14 protein-coding genes are annotated in these 14,492 nt (G+C 63.7%); 9 read left to right on the top strand and 5 right to left on the bottom strand.

Features of this window, described 5'->3' with window-relative positions:
- Positions 1 to 2: 2 nt before the first annotated feature.
- Both mfd and CWB41_RS00680 read right to left on the bottom strand, forming a co-directional pair.
- The gene (gene mfd, locus CWB41_RS00675; protein WP_115835886.1) at positions 3 to 3,521 is read right to left on the bottom strand and encodes a transcription-repair coupling factor; all 3,519 of its coding nucleotides are present in this window, start codon (positions 3,519 to 3,521) and stop codon (positions 3 to 5) included.
- A 30-nt stretch (positions 3,522 to 3,551) separates the two neighbouring features.
- The gene (locus CWB41_RS00680) at positions 3,552 to 3,830 is read right to left on the bottom strand and encodes an FAD assembly factor SdhE (protein WP_115835885.1); all 279 of its coding nucleotides are present in this window, start codon (positions 3,828 to 3,830) and stop codon (positions 3,552 to 3,554) included.
- Between the two features lie 209 nt (positions 3,831 to 4,039).
- Between CWB41_RS00680 and CWB41_RS00685 the strand changes: the two genes are divergently transcribed.
- The 4 genes from CWB41_RS00685 (at position 4,040) to smc (ending at position 9,386) form a co-directional block, all read left to right on the top strand.
- Entirely contained in the window at positions 4,040 to 4,588 is a 549-nt protein-coding gene (locus tag CWB41_RS00685) for a DUF721 domain-containing protein (RefSeq protein WP_115835884.1), read from the top strand.
- 56 nt (positions 4,589 to 4,644) lie between these two features.
- Positions 4,645 to 5,316, top strand: a complete 672-nt coding sequence (locus CWB41_RS00690) for a DsbA family protein (RefSeq protein ID WP_115835883.1) — start codon at positions 4,645 to 4,647, stop codon at positions 5,314 to 5,316.
- Between the two features lie 54 nt (positions 5,317 to 5,370).
- The gene (locus CWB41_RS00695) at positions 5,371 to 5,781 is read left to right on the top strand and encodes a YccF domain-containing protein (RefSeq protein WP_115835882.1); all 411 of its coding nucleotides are present in this window, start codon (positions 5,371 to 5,373) and stop codon (positions 5,779 to 5,781) included.
- 149 nt (positions 5,782 to 5,930) lie between these two features.
- Positions 5,931 to 9,386 carry a chromosome segregation protein SMC gene (gene smc / locus CWB41_RS00700; RefSeq protein ID WP_115835881.1) on the top strand — a complete coding sequence of 1,152 codons (3,456 nt, stop codon included), beginning with the start codon at positions 5,931 to 5,933 and terminating at the stop codon, positions 9,384 to 9,386.
- Between the two features lie 63 nt (positions 9,387 to 9,449).
- Here the strand turns inward: smc and CWB41_RS00705 are convergent, their stop codons facing one another.
- The gene (locus tag CWB41_RS00705; protein ID WP_115835880.1) at positions 9,450 to 9,989 is read right to left on the bottom strand and encodes a formaldehyde-activating enzyme; all 540 of its coding nucleotides are present in this window, start codon (positions 9,987 to 9,989) and stop codon (positions 9,450 to 9,452) included.
- A gap of 66 nt (positions 9,990 to 10,055) precedes the next feature.
- Positions 10,056 to 10,349 (bottom strand): hypothetical protein, encoded by a 294-nt coding sequence (locus tag CWB41_RS00710; protein ID WP_129396364.1) that lies wholly within the window; start codon positions 10,347 to 10,349, stop codon positions 10,056 to 10,058.
- Positions 10,350 to 10,524: 175 nt separating this feature from the next.
- Here CWB41_RS00710 and CWB41_RS00715 point away from each other — a divergent pair, with 175 nt between their 5' ends.
- Positions 10,525 to 10,992, top strand: a complete 468-nt coding sequence (locus CWB41_RS00715; protein WP_115835879.1) for an SRPBCC family protein — start codon at positions 10,525 to 10,527, stop codon at positions 10,990 to 10,992.
- A gap of 61 nt (positions 10,993 to 11,053) precedes the next feature.
- On the opposite strand, the gene CWB41_RS00720 is transcribed toward CWB41_RS00715, so the two are convergent.
- Complete coding sequence (locus CWB41_RS00720) at positions 11,054 to 12,043, bottom strand: energy transducer TonB family protein (protein ID WP_165203901.1); 990 nt, start codon at positions 12,041 to 12,043, stop codon at positions 11,054 to 11,056.
- A gap of 93 nt (positions 12,044 to 12,136) precedes the next feature.
- Here CWB41_RS00720 and CWB41_RS16300 point away from each other — a divergent pair, with 93 nt between their 5' ends.
- Genes CWB41_RS16300 through CWB41_RS00740 form a run of 4 tightly spaced genes read left to right on the top strand, consistent with a single transcriptional unit; the run spans position 12,137 to position 14,480 of the window.
- Positions 12,137 to 12,763 carry an AtpZ/AtpI family protein gene (locus tag CWB41_RS16300; protein ID WP_245411203.1) on the top strand — a complete coding sequence of 209 codons (627 nt, stop codon included), beginning with the start codon at positions 12,137 to 12,139 and terminating at the stop codon, positions 12,761 to 12,763.
- A 60-nt stretch (positions 12,764 to 12,823) separates the two neighbouring features.
- Positions 12,824 to 13,567 carry a F0F1 ATP synthase subunit A gene (locus CWB41_RS00730; RefSeq protein ID WP_115835876.1) on the top strand — a complete coding sequence of 248 codons (744 nt, stop codon included), beginning with the start codon at positions 12,824 to 12,826 and terminating at the stop codon, positions 13,565 to 13,567.
- A gap of 55 nt (positions 13,568 to 13,622) precedes the next feature.
- Complete coding sequence (locus CWB41_RS00735) at positions 13,623 to 13,880, top strand: F0F1 ATP synthase subunit C (RefSeq protein WP_115835875.1); 258 nt, start codon at positions 13,623 to 13,625, stop codon at positions 13,878 to 13,880.
- Positions 13,881 to 13,940: 60 nt separating this feature from the next.
- The gene (locus CWB41_RS00740) at positions 13,941 to 14,480 is read left to right on the top strand and encodes a F0F1 ATP synthase subunit B family protein (protein ID WP_115835874.1); all 540 of its coding nucleotides are present in this window, start codon (positions 13,941 to 13,943) and stop codon (positions 14,478 to 14,480) included.
- The last annotated feature ends 12 nt before the right edge of the window (positions 14,481 to 14,492 follow it).

Raw genomic sequence — 14,492 nt, forward strand, 5'->3', positions numbered from 1 at the left:
GCTTAAGCCGCCTTCTTCTTCACCATGGCGGCAAGCGTTCGCAGAATCGTGCGTGTGCCGTCGAGCCGCTCGGCCGGATTCTCGAAATCTCGGATGAAGACGACGCGCATATCGGGCCGCACCTTGGCCTGCGACCCCTGCTCCGCGACATAGCGCACGAGGGCTTGCGGATTGGCGAAGGAATTGTCGCGGAAGGTCAGGGTGACGCCCTTCGGCCCCGCCTCGACCTTTTCGACATTGGCCCTGCGGCAGAGCGCCTTGATGGCGACGAGCGCGAGCAATTGCTCGACCTCGCGCGGCAACGGGCCGAAGCGATCGATCATCTCGGCCGCCATCGCCTCGATCTCGGTGTCGGTTTCGAGCGTCGAGAGGCGGCGATAGAGGCCGAGCCGCAGATCAACATCGGCGACATAATCCTCCGGGATCGTCACCGGCGTGCCGAGCGTGATCGCCGGCGACCAGGCCTCCTCCGCCGGTTCCTCGATGCCGGCCTTCAGCGCCAACACCGCCTCTTCCAGCATCTGCTGATAAAGCTCATAGCCGACCTCCTTGATGTGGCCGGATTGATCCTCGCCCAGCAAATTGCCGGCGCCGCGGAGATCGAGATCGTGGGTCGCGAGCTGGAAGCCCGCGCCGAGCGTATCGAGCGATTGCAGCACGCTCAGGCGCTTTTCGGCCTGCACCGTCAGCTTTTTGTGGAGTGGCGTCGTGAACAGGGCATAGGCGCGTGACTTGGCGCGCCCGACCCGGCCGCGCAATTGATAGAGCTGCGCCAAGCCGAACATATCGGCGCGATGGACGATGAGCGTATTGGCGCGCGGAATGTCGAGCCCGGATTCGACGATCGCCGTCGAGAGCAGAATGTCATATCTGCCATCATAGAAGGCGGCCATGCGCGCTTCGAGTTCCGAAGCCGGAAGCTGGCCGTTGGCGATCACATATTTCGCCTCCGGCACGTTCTGGCGCAGGAAGGCGCCGGCCTCCTCGATATCCTCGATGCGTGGACAGACGTAAAAGCTCTGGCCGCCGCGATAGCGTTCGCGCAGTAAAGCCTCGCGCACGAGCAGCGGATCGAACGGGCTGACAGAGGTGCGCACCGCCAGCCGGTCGACCGGCGGCGTCGCGATGATCGAAAGTTCCCGCACGCCAGTCAGCGCGAGTTGCAGCGTGCGCGGAATCGGCGTTGCCGAAAGCGTCAGCACATGCACTTCGGCACGCAGCTCCTTCAGCCGCTCCTTGTGCTTGACGCCGAAATGCTGCTCCTCGTCGATGATGACGAGGCCGAGATTCTTGAAGGCGATCTGCTTGCCGAGCAGCGCATGTGTGCCGACGACGATGTCGACTTCGCCGGAGGTAAGCGCCGCCTTCGCGGCCTTGGTCTCCGCCGTTCCGACCATGCGCGAGAGTTGCGCGACCTTGATCGGCAGGCCGGCGAAGCGCGCGGCGAAATTCCTGGCGTGCTGGCGCGCCAGCAAAGTCGTCGGCACGACGACCGCCACCTGCTTGCCGTTGATCGCCGCGACGAAAGCGGCGCGCAGCGCCACCTCCGTCTTGCCGAAGCCGACATCGCCGCAAACGAGCCGGTCCATCGGCTTTCCCGAGGCGAGATCGTCGAGAACGGCCTCGATCGTCGCTGCCTGATCCTCCGTCTCGTCATAAGGAAAGCCCGTACAGAAGGCTTCGTAAAGCGGCTCAGGCGGCACGAGCTTCGGCGCCGCGTGGGTCTGCCGGGACGCGGCGATGCGCAGAAGGCCCGCGGCCATTTCGAGGATGCGCTTGCGCATCCGCGCCTTGCGCTTCTGCCAGCCCGCTCCGCCGAGCCTGTCGAGCTCGACCTCGGAATCCTCCGATCCGTAGCGCGACAAAAGCTCGATATTCTCGACCGGCAGGAAGAGCTTGTCGCCGCCGGCATAGTGGATTTCGAGGCAATCGTGCGGCGCGCCCGCCGCCTCGACCGGCGTGAGGCCATGAAAGCGCCCGATGCCGTGATCGACATGGACGACGAGATCGCCCGCCGTGAGTGCGCCGATCTCGGCGATGAAATCCTGTGCGCGGCGCGCTTTCTTGCGACCATGAATCAAACGGTCGCCGAGAATGTCCTGCTCGCCGATCACCGCGAGCGCGGGCGCCTCGAAACCAGTTTCGAGGCCGATGACGGCCAGCGCGACAGCGGATTTCGGCAGCCGCAAAGCCTCGCCGAAGGACGAAACCGGCTCGAGCGCGTGAATGCCGAAGTCCTTCAGCACATGGCCAAGACGCTCGCGCGAGCCCTCGGACCAGCCGGCGACGACAACGCGCTTGCCCTGCGCCTGCAAGGATTGAACATGCTCCGCCGCAGCGCGGAAGACATTGGCGCCCTCGTCCGCACGCTCCGCCGCGAAATTACGGCCGAGCTTGCCGGCGCAATCGATGACCGGCGTCCTGCTGCCTTCCGGCGGCAAAAACGGCGTGACCCGCGCGACGCCTTGCGACGCCAGCGCCTTGTCCCATTCCTTCGCCGGCAGATAAAGCGCGTCGGGCGCCAGCGGCTTATAGGGCGAATTGACGGGATCGGCATCGTGCGCGCTTTTGCGCGCCTCGTAATAATCACGGATTTGCGCGAAACGTTCGCCCGCAGCTTCCTCCGTCAATGGATCAAGCACCAGCGGGGCGCCGCCGGTATAATCGAACAACGTGTCGAGCCCGTCGTAAAACAACGGCAGCCAATGTTCGAGGCCGGGATGACGGCGGCCTTCGCTCACCGCCTCATAGAGCGTGTCGCCGCGCAAGCCGCCGCCGAATTGCGTGACATAGCCTTGACGGAAGCGGCGCATGGAGTCGGACGTCAATTGCACTTCGCTCATCGGCACGAGATCGACGGCGCGCAGCGGCGCGACCGTCCTCTGCGTCTCGGGATCGAAGGTGCGGATCGATTCCAGCGTATCGCCGAAGAAATCGAGCCGGATCGGCTCCGGCAACGACGGCGCGAAGAGATCGAGAATACCGCCACGCACGGCATATTCGCCGGTATCGCGCACGGCGGAGGCGCGGGCGAAGCCGTTGTTCTCCAGCCATTGCGTGAGGCTCGTCATGTTGACGGCATTGCCGGGCGCGGCGGAGAAGGAATCGGCCGCGATTTTTTCGAGCGGCGGCACGCGCTGGAGGACAGCATTGATCGTCGTCGAGAGAATGCGCGGACGCTCGGCGGCGGTGCGCGAACGCGCGAGTCGCGACAATACCGTCATCCGCCGTGCGGCGATCGCCGCATTGGGCGACGTGCGATCGTAGGGCTGGCAATCCCAGCCGGGGAAATCGAGCACTTCGATCTCCGGTGCGGCGAAGGCGAGCGCCTCGTTGAAGGCGCGGGCGCGCTGCTCGTCGCGGGCGACGTGGGCCAGCACGACGGCGCGATCCTCCGCCGCCGGGGCCAGCGCCCGGGTCAGGTCGGCGATGCAAAAGGCATCGAACCCGTCCGGCAGGGAGGCCAGGATAAGGGTCTGCTTTTTGGCAAGTTCGGCAGTCGCGCGTTTGATATCGGTCACGGTTCAATCTTCGGATGCAAGCGCAAGGGTTCAGATATGGATCGGCCCGGCATGGATGTGAAACCGGCGCAGCTTTCTGAACACAGGCGTGTCATAGCTCGATGGGATTTCGGCTTCGCCCGTCAGCCAGGTGAGAATGTCGCGGTCCTGCGCCTCCAGAAGCACCTCGTAGTCATCGAGCTCCGCCGCGCTCAGATTGGCGATCTCGGCTTCGGCGAACCGGCCCATGAGGAGGTCGGTTTCGCGCATGCCGCGATGCCAGGAGCGGAACAGGGCCCGCCTGCGGCGCGGGTCGGAAAGCTGTGTCATGGGTCTCCACCGATTGGGAATAGGCCGCTTCGTATCGCCTTAGCGCGCTTTCCGGCCAGATGGAAAATCGTCCCGCCGATAAGAAATCGCCCAAAATCGAACGATTGGCGCGTGTTCGCATCGCAAAAGTCATACATTTTTTCTGGAACGCGCCGCGCAGCCGGGCGCCATCGCCTTTGATCGGCACGCCGCGCGGGCTATAAGTAGCCATGCCGAAGGCTCCGCCCTCCCGCGCTTCCGCCTCCCGCGCCGCTTCGTCTCGCGGGCCTTGGTCGCGCCCGCTCGCCGACCTCGTCGATGCCGCTATCGACCCCGTGCTTGCCCGTCAAGGCTTCGGTGAGTCGCAGATCGTCCTCTATTGGGAAGATATTGTCGGCGAGCGGCTTGCCGCAATGTCGGAACCGATGGCGCTCAAATGGCCGCCGCGCGGCAAGGCGTCGAGGGAACATGCGCCGGCGACGCTCGTTGTCCGGGTCGAGAGCGGCTTCGCCCTCGAATTGCAGCATCTTGCCGGAGTTGTGATCGAGAGGGTCAACGCGCATCTCGGCTTTGCCTGCGTCGACCGGATCGGCCTGCGCCAGGGCCCGCTCTTGCGCAAAAGCGCCCGCAAGACCCGCCCGGCGCCGCCCTCGGAAGCGCAGGTCGCAGCGGCGGCGGCGATCGTCGGCGACATTGCCGAAGCGCCGCTGCGGCAGGCGCTGACGCGGCTCGGCGCGCGCATTATCGAACATTCACTTGACCGCAAGCCCACGCCATGATCGGAAATCCGCGCTGGATTATCCGCCATATCGCTTAACTCTTCGCAGGATTGCTCATGCCTCACTGTCAACAGCGTTCGGCTCTGAAATTGCTCGGGATCATTGCGAGCCTGGTCATGGGCGGATGGCTCGCGGCTGGGCTTGCACCCGCGCAGGCGGACGATCAGACCACCATCCCGCCGGAGAAACTCTTTGCGCCGCAGGCGCTCCCCGACATCGTTGAGGGCAAGGCCGATGCACCGGTGACGATCGTCGAATATGCCTCGATGACCTGCCCGCATTGCGCCCGCTTCCACGCCGAGACCTATCCGGCTTTGCTGAGCAAATATGTCAACACCGGCAAGGTGCGCTTCATCCTGCGCGAATTCCCGCTCGATCCGCGGGCGGCGGCGGCTTTCATGCTGGCGCGCTGCGCCGGCGACGGCGACAAGCGCACGGCCGTGATCGACCTTCTGTTCAATTCGCAGCAGAGCTGGGCCGAGTCCGACAAGCCGCTCGACACGCTCTCCGGTTTGATGCGACAGACAGGCATGAGCGCGAAGGATTTCGACGCCTGCCTCAACAATCAAAGCCTCTACAATAACGTCATCAAGGAACGCGATGACGCCGGTAAGGATTTTGTTATCGACGCGACGCCGACCTTCTTCATCAACGGCAAAAAATACAGCGGCGAAATCTCGATCGACGCCTTGAGCAAAATCATCGATCCGCTGCTCGCGAAGAAGTAGACTGCATAAAAGGTCGGACAGGCGGGGGCTTGACCCGGATCGGAGAAAACCGCCATGAACCTGTTGCAGTTTATCCTGAATATCCTGTGGATCGCGTTCGGCGGCATCTGGATGTCGGTCGCTTGGGTGATCGCCGGCATCATCATGGCACTGACGATCATCGGTCTGCCCTGGGCGCCGGCAGCCTTCCGTATCGCGGCCTATACTTTGCTGCCCTTCGGCAGCCGCGCCGTGCCCCGGACGGAACTCACCGGGCGCGAGGACGTGGGCACCGGGCCGTTGGGACTCATCGGCAACATCCTGTGGCTGGTCCTTGCCGGCTGGTGGCTGGCGCTGGCGCATGTCCTTACCGCCGCGCTCTGGGCGATCACGATCATCGGCCTGCCCTTCGCCTGGGCGCATTTGAAGCTCGCCGGCCTGGCGCTCTGGCCGATCGGAAAAGTCATCGTCCCGGCCAACGCCTGAAAAGGCTGTTGCGCACAGGAAATATGGCCTCTCGCCTTGCGCTCGGGCGTGTGCTCCCGGCGTAATCGCGGCGGAAAACTATGATTCCGGTTTCGTAGCGAATATGAACAGTCAATTGGAAAAGCAAAGGCTTAGCGTCCGGACCGGCAATGAAATTTAAACAGCTCCACATCGCCGGTTTCAAAACCTTCGTCGAACCGACCGACTTCCTGATCGAGCCGGGCCTGACCGGCATTGTCGGGCCGAATGGTTGCGGCAAATCCAATCTTGTCGATGCCCTGCGCTGGGTGATGGGCGAAAGCTCGTCGAAGAACATGCGCGGCGCCGAGATGGACGACGTTATCTTCTCGGGCAGCGGCAACCGGCCGGGCCGCAATATGGCGGAAGTCCGCCTGACGCTGGACAATACCGCCCGCACGGCGCCGGGTGCCTTCAACGACAGCGACGTGATCGAGGTCGGCCGGCGCATCGAGCGCGACGCCGGCTCGAATTTCCGCGTCAACGGCCGCGAGGTCCGCGCGCGCGACGTGCAGCTTCTCTTCGCCGACGCCTCGACCGGCTCGCGCTCGCCAGCCATCGTGCGCCAGGGGCAGATTGGCGAGATCATCAACGTCAAGCCGCAGCAGCGCCGCCGTATTCTCGAAGAGGCCGCCGGCATCGCGGGGCTTTATTCGCGCCGGCACGAGGCGGAACTGCGGCTGAAGGGGGCGGAGGACAATCTCGTTCGCCTCGAAGATGTGGTGAAGCAAATCGAGGCGCAGATCGACGCCCTGAAGCGGCAGGCGCGGCAGGCGACGCGCTATCGCAATCTCGCGTCCGACATCAAGCGCCACGAGGCCCTGCTCGCGCTCGTCAATTTCCGCGAGGCCAATGCGCAGGTCGCCGCCGCGGAAGCCAAGGCCGAAGCCGATCTCAAGCTGGTCGCCGATACGACCTTGCAGCAGGCCGAGACCGCGCGTCTTCAGGCTGTCGCGGCGCATGAATTGCCCCCGTTGCGCGAGGCGGAAGCCGCCGCCGGCAGCGAATTGCAAAAACTGGTTTTGGCGCGCGAAACGCTCGAAGGCGAAGAGCGCCGCGCCAAGGCGCGCCTCGCCGAGCTCGAGCGGCGCATCACCCAGATGAACGCCGACCTCACCCGCGAACAGGCTTTGATCGAGGACGCGGCCTCCGTGCTCGCGCGCCTCGACAACGAGGCAGCGGAGCTTGCCGCCTTCGGCAGCGGCGATCAGCAGGCTGAGGCCGAAGCGCGCGAAAAGCTCGCGCAAGCCGAGACGGCGCTCGCGACCTCGGAGGCTGCGCTCAACGCCGCGCAAAGCACCTTCTCCAACGCCGAAGCGCAGCGCAACGCGCTCAACAAGAGCCTGAACGACGAGACACAAAGGCTTGTGCAATTTGAGGCCGAACTCGCCAGAGTGAGCGAGGAGCTCGCCCGGCTGCATAGTGAAATCGAAAGTGCGAGCGGCGATGAAGGATTGGCCGGCGCGTTCGACGCCGCGCGGACCGCCGCAGAAGAAGCCGAAAGAGACATGCTGGCCGCCGAGGCCGCGCATGTCGAAGCCCGGCGGCTTGAAGCCGAAACGCGCGCGCCCTTGCAGGACGCCGAGCGCAAAGCCCAAAGCCTCGCGACCGAGGCGCAAACCGTCGCCAAGCTGCTCACCGATTCGGGCTCGAGCCGCTGGCCCGCCGTCGTCGAAGAAATCAGCGTCGCCAAGGGCTATGAAGCCGCAATCGGCGCGGCCTTGGGCGACGACCTCGACGCCTCGACCGATGCCGAAGCGCCGGCGCATTGGGATGCGCTCTCGGCCGAAGGCGATCCCGCCCTGCCCGCGGGCGTCGTCCCGCTCGCGCAGCATGTCTCCGCGCCGACCGCGCTCGCGCGCCGCCTCGCCCAGATCGGCGTCGTCGCCCGTGGCGAAGGCAAGGCGCTCCAGGCGCATTTACGGCCGGGCCAACGGCTCGTCTCTGTCGAAGGCGATCTCTGGCGTTGGGATGGTCTCTGCCTCGCCGCAGAGGCGCCAACGCCAGCCGCGCGCCGCCTTGCCGAAAAGAACAGGCTCGGCGATCTCACCCGCGAAGCGGAACTGGCTCGTCAGGCCGCAGAGGAATTGAAAGCCAAAGCCGAAGTGGTGCAGGCTGAGCTTCGCGCCAGGGCCGAGGTCGAGGCAAAAGCCCGGCAGACGCATCGCGAGGCCCTGCGCGCCGTCGAAGGCGCGCGTGAAGCCGCTGCCGAGGCCGAGCGGAAAAAGGCACAGGTCGCGGCACGGCTATCGGCGCGTGAGGAAGCGGCGCAACGGCTCACCGCGAGCCGCGACGAAGCCGGCGTCAATCGCGCCAAAGCCGAGGCCGCGCTGAAAGAACTCGCCGCGACGCCCGAATTGGCCATGGCGCTCGAAGCCGCGCGCGCCGGAGCGGCGCAGGACCGCACCACCACCGCCGAAGCGCGTGCGCATCTGCAAGCGCTCGTGCATGAGGCGCAGGCGCGGACAAAACGCCTCGCCGCCATCGGCGAAGAACGCGGCTCCTGGCAGACGCGGCGCGAGCGCGCCCTTGCGCAGATCGGCGAGTTCGACTCACGCCTCAAGGAAGCCGGCGCGGAGCAGGAAAAGCTCGCCGAGGCGCCGGACGAATTTCTGCGCCTGCGCCGCAATTTGATGGATCAGATCGAGGCGGCGGAAAATGCCCGCCGCACGGCGTCTGATGCGCGTACGGCAGCGGAAGAACGTCTTGCCGAGGCCGACCGTGCGGCGCGCAGGGCGCTGGAGGCAATGAGCGCCGCGCGCGAGGAAAAGGCGCGCAGCGAAGCGCGGCTCGAAGCCGCGCGCGAGCGCTTTGCCGCGATCGCCCATCACATCGCGACCGAATTGCAATGCGAACCTTCCAGCCTCGCCGGGCTCGCCAAGGTCGATCGCGACAGCGAATTGCCGGAGGTGGCGGCCGTCGAGTCGAAGCTCGAAAACCTGAAGGCCGAGCGTGAACGGCTCGGCAATGTCAACCTGCGCGCCGATGAGGAATTGACCGAGGCGGAGACCCGCCGCACCAACCTGACCAGCGAGCGCGAGGATTTGACCGAGGCGATCCGCCGCTTGCGTCAGGCGATCCAGAGCCTCAACAAGGAAGGCCGCGAGCGCTTGCTCGCCGCTTTCGACGCGGTGAACGCGCATTTCAAGGATCTCTACACCACGCTCTTCGGCGGCGGCACGGCGGAGTTGAAACTCGTTGAATCCGAAGACCCGCTCGAAGCGGGGCTTGAAATCCTCGCCCAGCCACCGGGCAAGAAAATGCAGATCCTCTCGCTGCTTTCTGGCGGCGAGCAGGCGCTGACCGCGCTGTCGCTGATCTTTGCCGTGTTCCTGACCAACCCGTCGCCCATCTGCGTGCTGGACGAGGTCGATGCGCCGCTCGACGATGCCAATGTCGAACGCTTTTGCGATCTGCTGGAGCAGATGGTGAAGCGCACCGACACGCGCTTCATCACCATCACGCACAACCCGATCAGCATGGCGCGGATGGACCGGCTCTTTGGCGTGACGATGGCCGAGCGCGGCGTCAGCCAATTGGTGTCGGTGGAACTCGCCGAGGTCGAACGTTTCCTCGAAGCGGTGTGAGTACTGTCATCGTGCAGGCAACGAAGTTTCGCTGCCTGCACTTTTCACGATGACGTTACCGGCTTAATCGTCGAACACGCCCTCAAGCGCGTAATGGCTGATCGTCTTGCGGTTGGCGATCAATTGGTCGGCCGTCGGCTCGCCCTTAATGGCGCGCGAGATCGCGAGCTTCGTCGCCTCGTAATTGGTGCGGTAGAGATCGCGGCGGTCGAGATTCTCGTCGGTCGCGCAGCGCGGATCGAGCCAAATCATGATGATCATGCAGAGAGTGTCGGCCTGATCCTTCGGCAGGATTCCCTCGGCGAGGCTGTCGACGATGGCATCGCCCGTCGCGGCCTGGACGATTCCGCCCAGCAGTTCGACGTAAGCCTCCGAGCGCACTGTCATCTTGGTGGTCATCATCGTCGCCGGACGAACCTGTTGATTGAGATCGCGGATGACGAACATGCGCGGGTGGCCCGCGACCTGCCCGGTCATCGCCGCAAAGGCATTGCCCACCGGCCCTCTGATGTCGCCGATCAGCACTTCCGGCATGGCATCGGTGAATTGCCCTTCTGCGGCCAAAACAGTCGCCTCGCCGGTACGCAACCAAATCTCGCTCATGTCGTTCCTCTCACGCTGCGTGCCCGCATTAACACTCGCGCTAACATTGGGTAAAGGCGGAAAGCGTCAAGCTTTGGCCCGCGGGCCAGTCTTGCCGCGACCCGCCCAAAAGTCATGTTCAGTCGCGGTTAATGCTGCATTTTTGATATTCACTTGCGAACTCGCGGGGTTTGCGCGGTTCACATAACCATAAGGGGAAGCCTGATGTTGAAGAAAATGATCGCGGCGATCGTGCTGGTTTTGGCTGTCGCTTTTGCACCGCTGGCCGCCATGGCGGACCATGTCGTCGTCGTCCACCACGGTAATGATTGGCATCATCACCACCACCATCACCACCACGATCACGTCGTCGTCGTGCATCACTAAGCACAAGCGTCTGAGCTTGTGTCTCGCGCCAGGTTCCCGCCTGGCGCGATTTTTTTAGCCAAAGAGGGGCAAATCGAACCGCGGGCGCAGGATTGCCACGCCCCTGCCCCCGAGGCTAAGGTGCGCCGCCCAATGCTCAAAGCCGTGGGAATAAATGGAGAAACGCCCAATGAAGAAAGCTTTTGTGCTCGCGGCCGGTTCGGTCGCGTTGTTGTTTTCGTGCGCGTCAGCCTTTGCCATCGAGTCGGAATACAAGGCGGCGTCCACCCACCCCGTCGATGCCGTCTGGGCGAAAGTCGGCGATTTCTGCGGCATCGGCACCTGGCACCCCGCCGTCGCGAAATGCGAACTCTCGCATGGCAACAAGATCCGTACCCTGACGCTGAAAGGCGGCGGCACGATCGTCGAGCGCCTGGTGAAGTGGGACAAGGGCCACCATGACTACGTCTATCGCATCGTCTCCAGCCCGCTGCCGGTGAAGAACTATATTTCGACCATCAAGGTCGTCGCCGACGGCACGGGCTCCGATGTCATCTGGACCGGCAAATACAAGGCCGTGAAGGGCACGAGCGATGCCGACGCGCAGAAGGTAATCGACGGCATCTACAAGGCCGGCGCGGACGCTCTGGCGCAGTAAGCAGTCTTTTCTCGTCGTGAAGCGCTCTCCCCCGACGGGGGAGAGCGTTTTCTTTTCGGCATCAGCGCGCCGGGAAATCCATCTTGGCGATGAATCCATGCGGCTCGCCATAAGGCGGCTGCGGAAACGGCGCGGCCCGGCGAACCGCGGCAACCGCCTCTTGGTCGAATTCGGGATAGCCGCTGGTGCGATAGAGTTCGCTCTGGACCAGATGCCCGGAATCGTCGACCCAAAAGGCGACGACGACCTCGATATCGTCGTGGATGATCCGTGTCGGGAAATGGCGCTGACGCATGATCAGGCCAAAGAGGACGGAGAGATAACGCATGTCCTCCGTGCCGCCGTTAACCGGCGAGACTTCGGTCTTGGCGGCGAAGGTGTAATTCGGCGACGGCATCAGTGACGCGAGCTCGCGCGCGACGGCACCGCGCTCGTCGTCCGGCAGCGGCGCATGGCGCTTTGCCTGCCGCATGCGCACGGCGGTCTTCTTGTCCTTGATCGGCGCCGCTTTCGACAAGGCCTCGGCGTCCTTGTCGTCTTTCTGCTCCTGCGGCGATGTCGTCTGCTGCGCGGCCTCGGGAGCGGCGTTCTGAGCCGGCTTCGGCACGTCGGGCGTCGGTTTGGTATCGTTGGCGGGCGCGGGTTTCGCCATCACCGGCGCGCGGGTCTGGTCGTCAAGCGCCTCGCGCTTGATCGTCTCCTGATTCGGCGCGCGCGGCGCGTCGAAGGCGGGCTTTTCCTCCCGCTCATATTGCGGCGGTTTCGGCTTCGGCTGCTCGGGCTTCTTCTGTTCCGGCTTCGGCGGCGGTGGCGGAGGGGGCGGCGGCGGTTCGATGACCACCTGAACCGGAATCTCCTTCTCCGGCGCGGCGATGTTCTTGTCCGGCTGGTCGGCAAGAAACAAAAACAGCAGCACCGTGAGGTGCAGCAGCAGACAGGCCAACAGCAGTTGCGGAAACCGACGCCGGGCCCTGCGCCAAAAAGGGTCGGCGATTGCGAACAGCCGATCTTCCGGCCGCGCCACCACGGTTTCCTGAGAGAAAGAAGGCACGTCCGTCACAGAGGCGCTTTCACGTTACCGGGCCGGAAATTCTTCGCCAGCCTGCGCCAAAAATAAGATTCGGCGCAGGCTCGTCAGCCGGCCATGCCCAACCTTTTGTCACATCCGGCTTCTCGGCGACAAGTACACCGGAAAATCAAATGTCTTCATAGCCTTAGAACAACACTTCGGCAGCTTGACAGCGGCAGGGGGCATTTTTATGGTGCCGCCGCTTTCTCCGGCAAAGCAGGGCCTGGCAAGACGCAGCGTGTCTTCTCATCCATCTCGCTTTTTGCGCGGGAGCACATTATAGAGCGCCAGTCCCGCTTCCAGGAAGGCGGATTGGCGATGGCAAAAGACGAGGGTTCGGACGGCCGGAGCGAAGCCGGTCACACCAACGGGGGGCACGACGCGGGCGAAGACGCCGCCTTGCAGGCGCGGCTTTCCAGATTATCAAACGCACTCGAGCAGCATCAAAATTCGGCCGAGCCGGATGGGATCAAAGTGCCGGAGCTTTCCGGCCAAGAGCTGAGCGCGTCAAATATTGGGTTTCGTGTGCTTGTCGAATTCTTCTCGGCGATTCTCGTCGGAACGCTTATCGGCTGGCAAATCGACAAATGGGTCCATACGGGTCCGATCTTTCTCATCATCTTCCTGCTCTTGGGGATGGTGGCGGGGCTGGTGAACATTTATCGGATCACGGCCGGCCCAAAGCCGCCGCGCGCCGGGTGAAGGCAGAATAAACGTAGCGCCGCGGCGCCGCGGGCTGGTTTAAGGGGTGCAGGTTTCGCAATGGATCCTATTCATCAATTTACTGTCGAGCCGTTCGTGCCTGTGCATCTCTTCGGGCTCGATGTCAGCTTCACCAATGCTTCGCTGTTCATGATACTGGTCGTCGCGCTCGTCAGCATCGTCATGCTGATCGGCACCTCACAGCGTTCGATCGTTCCCGGACGGCTGCAATCGGCCGCCGAAATGTCTTACGAATTCGTCGCCTCGACCGTGCGCATGACCGCCGGCAACGAGGGCATGAAATTCTTCCCGCTGATCTTCACGATCTTCATGTTCGTCCTGGCCTGCAACCTGCTCGGCCTCCTGCCCTTCAGCTTCTCGATCACCAGTCAGATCGTCATCACCTTCGCGCTGGCGATCGGGATTATTCTTGTCGTGATCGCAGTCGGCGTCTCCAGGCACGGCCTGCACTTTCTGAAGCTGTTTGTGCCGTCGGGCGTCACGATATGGCTTTTGCCGTTCATCGTCGTCATCGAGGTTATTTCCTTCCTGATACGGCCAGTCACCCTCTCCGTCCGTCTCTTCGCCAACATGCTGGCCGGCCATATCACGCTGAAGGTGATGGCAGGTTTCGTCGCCGCGCTGCTCGGCGCCGGTGCTGCCACGTGGATCGTCGCACCGCTGCCCTTCCTCGCCAATGTCGTACTCCTGGGCTTCGAACTCTTCGTTGCGGTTTTGCAAGCCTACATCTTCACCATCCTTTCTTGCGTCTATCTCAACGACGCAATTCATCCGGGCCACTGAATAAAGAGCGCAACAACAGATCGGTCGCCCTTCAATACATGCAGGAGTTTTAAATATGGTAGATGCAATCGCGAGCCCCGGCGACATCGTCACGGCGGGCAAATATATCGGCGCCGGTCTCGCCGCCGTCGGTACGGGTGCCGCCGCTATCGGCGTGGGTCTGGTGTTCGGCCACTTCCTGTCGGGCGCACTCCGCAACCCGACGGCGTCGGATGCGCAGTTCGGTCGCGCCTTCGTCGGCGCCGCCTTGGCGGAAGCGCTCGGGCTTTTCGCCTTCCTCGTTGCGCTGCTGCTTTTGTTCGCACTTCATTGATCTCAACGGCGCGAGCTGCTTCCGGCGGCTCGCGCTTCATTCATTTTGCAGGACTCGAAAATGGCAGAAGGTACGGCCCAAACAACAGCCAGCCAGGCCCAGCCGGCCCAGCAGCAATTTCCGCCATTCGATACGACCAATTTTGCGTCGCTGCTGATCTGGCTCGCGCTGACCTTCGGCCTGCTCTATTGGCTGATGTCGCGTATCGCCCTGCCGCGCGTTGCCGGTATCCTTGAAGCGCGTCACCACAAGATCAATACGGACGTGCTCGCCGCGCATGCCAAGCGCAAGGAGGCGGATCAGGCCGCCACCGATTATCAAAAGACCCTGGACAACGCCCGCACCGATGCACAGGCGCTCGCGCAGGAAACCCAAACCCGCCTCGCCGCGGAAGCCGACGCCAAGCGCCACACCCTTGAGGCCGAACTCGGCGCTCAACTCGCCGCCGCCGAAAAGCAAATCGAAGAGACGAAGGCCAAGGCTATGGCCAATGTCGATCAGATCGCGCAGGAAACCGCGGCGGCCATTGTCGAACATATCACCGGCAAGCCAGCCGACGCGGCCGCCATCGCCGGCGCCATCGCCAAGCTCAAAGCCTAGAGCAGAGGGAGC

Source organism: Methylovirgula ligni (assembly GCF_004135935.1).
GTDB classification, from domain to species: Bacteria; Pseudomonadota; Alphaproteobacteria; order Rhizobiales; family Beijerinckiaceae; genus Methylovirgula; species Methylovirgula ligni.